At 47.1% G+C, this 4,019-nt stretch carries 8 protein-coding genes; 5 read left to right on the forward strand and 3 right to left on the reverse strand.

Annotation, left to right across the window (positions count from 1 at the left end):
• Positions 1-211: 211 nt before the first annotated feature.
• The 3 genes from V7L95_RS04020 to V7L95_RS04030 all read right to left on the reverse strand — a co-directional run bounded on the left by V7L95_RS04020 (position 212) and on the right by V7L95_RS04030 (position 2,170).
• Complete coding sequence (locus V7L95_RS04020; RefSeq protein ID WP_340968123.1) at positions 212-499, reverse strand: hypothetical protein; 288 nt, start codon at positions 497-499, stop codon at positions 212-214.
• Positions 496-789, reverse strand: a complete 294-nt coding sequence (locus V7L95_RS04025; RefSeq protein WP_255389413.1) for a hypothetical protein — start codon at positions 787-789, stop codon at positions 496-498. Before V7L95_RS04025 ends, V7L95_RS04020 begins: the two co-directional genes overlap by 4 nt.
• A gap of 1,156 nt (positions 790-1,945) precedes the next feature.
• Positions 1,946-2,170, reverse strand: a complete 225-nt coding sequence (locus V7L95_RS04030) for a helix-turn-helix transcriptional regulator (protein WP_340968129.1) — start codon at positions 2,168-2,170, stop codon at positions 1,946-1,948.
• A 119-nt stretch (positions 2,171-2,289) separates the two neighbouring features.
• Between V7L95_RS04030 and V7L95_RS04035 the strand changes: the two genes are divergently transcribed.
• From V7L95_RS04035 to V7L95_RS04055, 5 genes are all read left to right on the forward strand, one after another.
• A complete protein-coding gene (locus V7L95_RS04035) occupies positions 2,290-2,415 on the forward strand; it encodes a hypothetical protein (RefSeq protein ID WP_254965504.1) in 126 nt (41 codons plus the stop codon).
• A gap of 404 nt (positions 2,416-2,819) precedes the next feature.
• The gene (locus V7L95_RS04040; protein ID WP_340968133.1) at positions 2,820-2,996 is read left to right on the forward strand and encodes a hypothetical protein; all 177 of its coding nucleotides are present in this window, start codon (positions 2,820-2,822) and stop codon (positions 2,994-2,996) included.
• Between the two features lie 125 nt (positions 2,997-3,121).
• Positions 3,122-3,379, forward strand: a complete 258-nt coding sequence (locus tag V7L95_RS04045) for a hypothetical protein (RefSeq protein WP_340968134.1) — start codon at positions 3,122-3,124, stop codon at positions 3,377-3,379.
• A 29-nt stretch (positions 3,380-3,408) separates the two neighbouring features.
• Entirely contained in the window at positions 3,409-3,540 is a 132-nt protein-coding gene (locus tag V7L95_RS04050; protein ID WP_340968137.1) for a hypothetical protein, read from the forward strand.
• A gap of 34 nt (positions 3,541-3,574) precedes the next feature.
• A complete protein-coding gene (locus tag V7L95_RS04055) occupies positions 3,575-3,760 on the forward strand; it encodes a hypothetical protein (protein WP_080967231.1) in 186 nt (61 codons plus the stop codon).
• Positions 3,761-4,019: the final 259 nt, after the last annotated feature.

The following is a 4,019-nucleotide window of genomic DNA, read 5'->3' on the forward strand; positions in this document are numbered from 1 at the left end:
TAGAGGCACACTCTTTCCCTACAGACGCTCTTCCGATCAACTTACGAAATACCATAATTATAAAGAGTGTAATCGGAGTCGCGACCGGTTGCACTCTTTTTTATATCCAAATAAAATAACACGAAATAACTAGCCCTAACTTACTACCCTTACGAATACCCTAGTCGGCTACTAAAACGTCTAATTTCGTGCACTTTACGTGTTAAAATCGTTATGCTAGTCCGTACCGTTCCCGCAATACTTTCATATCGGCGGTTATTTCCGCTTTGAGTGCGTCGATTACAGCCGGTGCCGAGCCATCAGCAAGCCGCAATTGCTTCAGCGTCTCAATTTTCGTCCTTAGCGCGTTGTTCGTGATCGCGGTCGGGTAATGCGTGCCACAGACGATGCAGTCAAAGTACGTTTCGACGACGCCTTTTCGTACGGCCCGTTCTTTTAATACGATGGCGGTTCGCTGATTGCATGCGTCGCAAGTGACGAAATTAGGTAGTGCGGTCATGGTCGGTCGCCTCTAACGTATCTGAAAAAGAAGACGCCTTCTTCATCCGGCAGCAACGGTATTTCTTGCGGAGTACTGTCGGAGCTTTTCGCGACTAGACGATAATTAGCAAGAGATGGCGTCGCACCGAACGGAATAGTGTACGGATCTCTTACAAGTATGTAATCGGTCAGCTCCGTTAGATCGTCCGAATTTTCAATACCGAGTAGTTCTCGAACTCTATCGCTCGTCTCTTTCGTCAAATAGCCGTCTTCAATAAACTTAATACAGCCGTTGATTTCTTCGTTCATGATAACGCCCTCCTTGTCGTTTTTTTTCGTCGCCCACTACTCGGCAGGACCTCTCCGTTTTGAAATTCGCCTAACACCCCGAGTTTAAAAAATTGTGCGCAAGTTTTGTTCACCAGATCGGGCGGTTTTGGACGGGGCGCTTGGGGGCGGGCGGCTTTCGTTTATTTTTCGCGATTATTATTGAATAACGCATTCATAACGTTGCATAACGAAAGTAACAAAAAGACTTTCTGTTACATTCGCGTTGATCACAAACGTTGATAGGTCGCAGTTGGCAGCCGTTCGACCAACGCAACGAAACGTCTTAACTTTATGCAGCGTACCAACCCCGCCATGCCGCCATTCGTGCGGGCTGCCTATGCCGGCCAGTATGTATAGGATCGTGCATAAACGGATTGGCTTCGGCTCTCAACCCCCTGAGTTTTCGGAGGCCTCGTCCGCTGGCGGCGCTTGCTTGATTGCGGAGTCCCTTTCCGGTATATCCACGTCACCCTACCGACCGCCTTCGTACTATATTATATAGACCGTCTGTGCCTGCCGTTACATAGCGCCTGTATGACGGTATCCTAGCCGGCTTACTAATCGCTTCTCACCGTCTGCCTATACGCTAACCTACCGTTAGTATGTTACGTTCATTTACGTCCTCATAAGACATAGATAACTAATCGTATGTTTCACAAGTAAATTAACGTTGCTTAGGCGTTTATTTATCGTTTATATGTACGCTGTATTAACGCTATCCATTCCGTATGTATTTAAGTACAGCGACCTCGGCTCCGCCTCGCCCGCAAATAATAAGCCGCCTTTATTCATTCATTATACATATTGCGTATATGTGAGACGTAGCGTAGCGGAGGATCACTAGGTTTTAGATTTAGAAGATAAGAAGTAATTTCCGTCCTCAAAACGCTGTATCCCACGTGGCTCTAAGCGCCAACGCCGTTTTCGCTTGTACGAATAAAGTCGTACTTTTGGCGATTTTGTACGAATGAAGTCGTATTGATTATCAGTTAAATCGACGTAATTGAGAATAGGCGCATACCAACACGTATTGCCTACGAATCCTGTCAGTATATTTATTCACTTATACGCATATTAATACATTTTGGTGTGGCGAAAACAGAACACGAAAAAGAGACGCTCGACCTGAACGTCCCTACTTTTCGTCGCTGCCTTCCTCTATTTCGAACAGATCCTCGTACTTCCAACCGCCCGCTTTCATTAGCGCGACGACCTGCCAATCTTCGTGTCGGCCATTCGAATCGAACCGCGAGATAGAACCCTGCGGAACGCCTGACGCTTCCGACAGCCTTGTTTGCGTCCAACCATCCGCCTTCATTAATTCCTTCAGACGCGGCCGTACGTTTATGCGCTTGCTCATCCGCACCACCTCCGTATTTATATAAGTAATTATACGATATCGAATATTATTTCGCAATATACGTTGACATACGTTATACGATATCGTATAATAAAGGTACAGAAAGGAGGTGCACACGATTGATTGAACTAGCTACTAAAATATCCGTCTTGCTTGCGTCGTGGTTGGCGATCATCAAAACCGCGATGGAAATCAAGGCAATGAAAAAGCGACGGTCTCCCTCCAAGAAGAAACGTCGCAAGTAAACGGACGGGGCGCTAAGCCCCGGTTCAATCAATTATACCACACATGCGCAAAATTAATACGCTTGATACGTTGCTCATTATCGTTTTGATCGCCTGGATAGCGTTTTTGGATTACGGTTCAATGCAGCCGATAGACTGCGCAGCCATTGCAACGCTACTGATTTTCGGCTTTACGGTCGCTTTAAAATCGCTAATGAAATAAGACGTCAAGCAGCCGCCCCTACCTACGACATTAAGACGCAACTAAGAAGGCGCTGACGTACTAAAATCGTGGAGGAATCGCCTAATATGATCGAGTATAACTGTCCGGACTGTTCATTCGCCCGGCTAGACGTAGAAATCGAAACGGCCGCTAAATGTCCGAACTGCGGCGGCCTTCTAAACATCGAGGAGGAGATCGGCTGATGGACGTAAAACTAACGGCATTAGACGGAGCACAAGCGGCAGTCGATCCGCTACAAAGAGCCGCCGAACTATTTAAAAGAGAACGCGACGATGCGCCTGCCGGCTTTGACTTCGGCTTTAGACTCGCTCTGATCGCGTTCGGATACGATATAAAACTCGAAGGAGATGTTGAATAATGAAACGTTTTATTACGATAACAATCGCGGTGGTACTAATGACACTCGGCCTAACAACGCCGGCCAGCGCAGCATCCATTACGGTTAAGGTTGACGCTCCATACTACACGCCCAAGGCGACGTCAGTGGACGTAGTGGCAACGAAAAGCAGCGGTAGCCGCGTATATTATACGATGACTTTGCAGCAACAATACACGGACGGATGGAAGTCGAAGCAATCGTTGAGCGGCGAGTTCGTTAAAAGCACGCCAACCAAACGATTCTACACTTCGACTATGACAAACGGGCAATACCGGATTAAATTGACGGCTTATAGCAACGCAGCCAAGACGAAGAAAATCGGCACTTACTACTCGAAGGACTTCGCAGTGACGAGATGGTAGGCGCCTAAAATACGAAGGAGGACGACGATATGAATTTCCGCAGATTCTTGTACGGGTGGGCGCGGTTCTTAGGCGATGTGAACGCGGTGAAGAAAAACGACGTAGGCGGTCGGATTATGAGACGCAGCGTCGGAAGAGCATTCGGAAGATTGTTTAAATAAGCGCATAGATACGTTATAATACGAAGGTTGTGAGGTGAAAGACGTGAATAGACCGCAGCCAGGAGATTATGACGTATCTGTCGTTTATGATGTTCGCGAGATGCCCGACGTTAAGAGCGGCCGGTGTGACAATTGCGATACGTCGAAGTTTAACAGTTCGATTAAAGGCGGAGTTTTCCTCCGTAAGTGTTCGAAATGCGGAATGACTAAGCGAATATAGCGAAAAAATAAAGACGCCCTCTAAGGCGTCCTTTTTCGTTTATTTAGACGCTGAACCGCCCGGCTTACGTTCGCCTACCTTAGTGATCGCTTTGATCATTCGTCTCACCTCCCGCTCTCATAGGATACCACTTTAAATCACTCAAAAACGAAATTATACAACCACGGACTTCGTTAGGTTCCCCCAAACAAACGGTTTGAATCAGCTGCCGCCAGAGCTATATCCGCACGGTACAGCGATTATGAATACATTGCAGCAA

The sequence above is a fragment of the Bacillus sp. PPSBB_11 genome (genome assembly GCF_038023285.1).
Taxonomy (GTDB): domain Bacteria; phylum Bacillota; class Bacilli; order Bacillales; family Bacillaceae; genus Bacillus; species Bacillus altitudinis.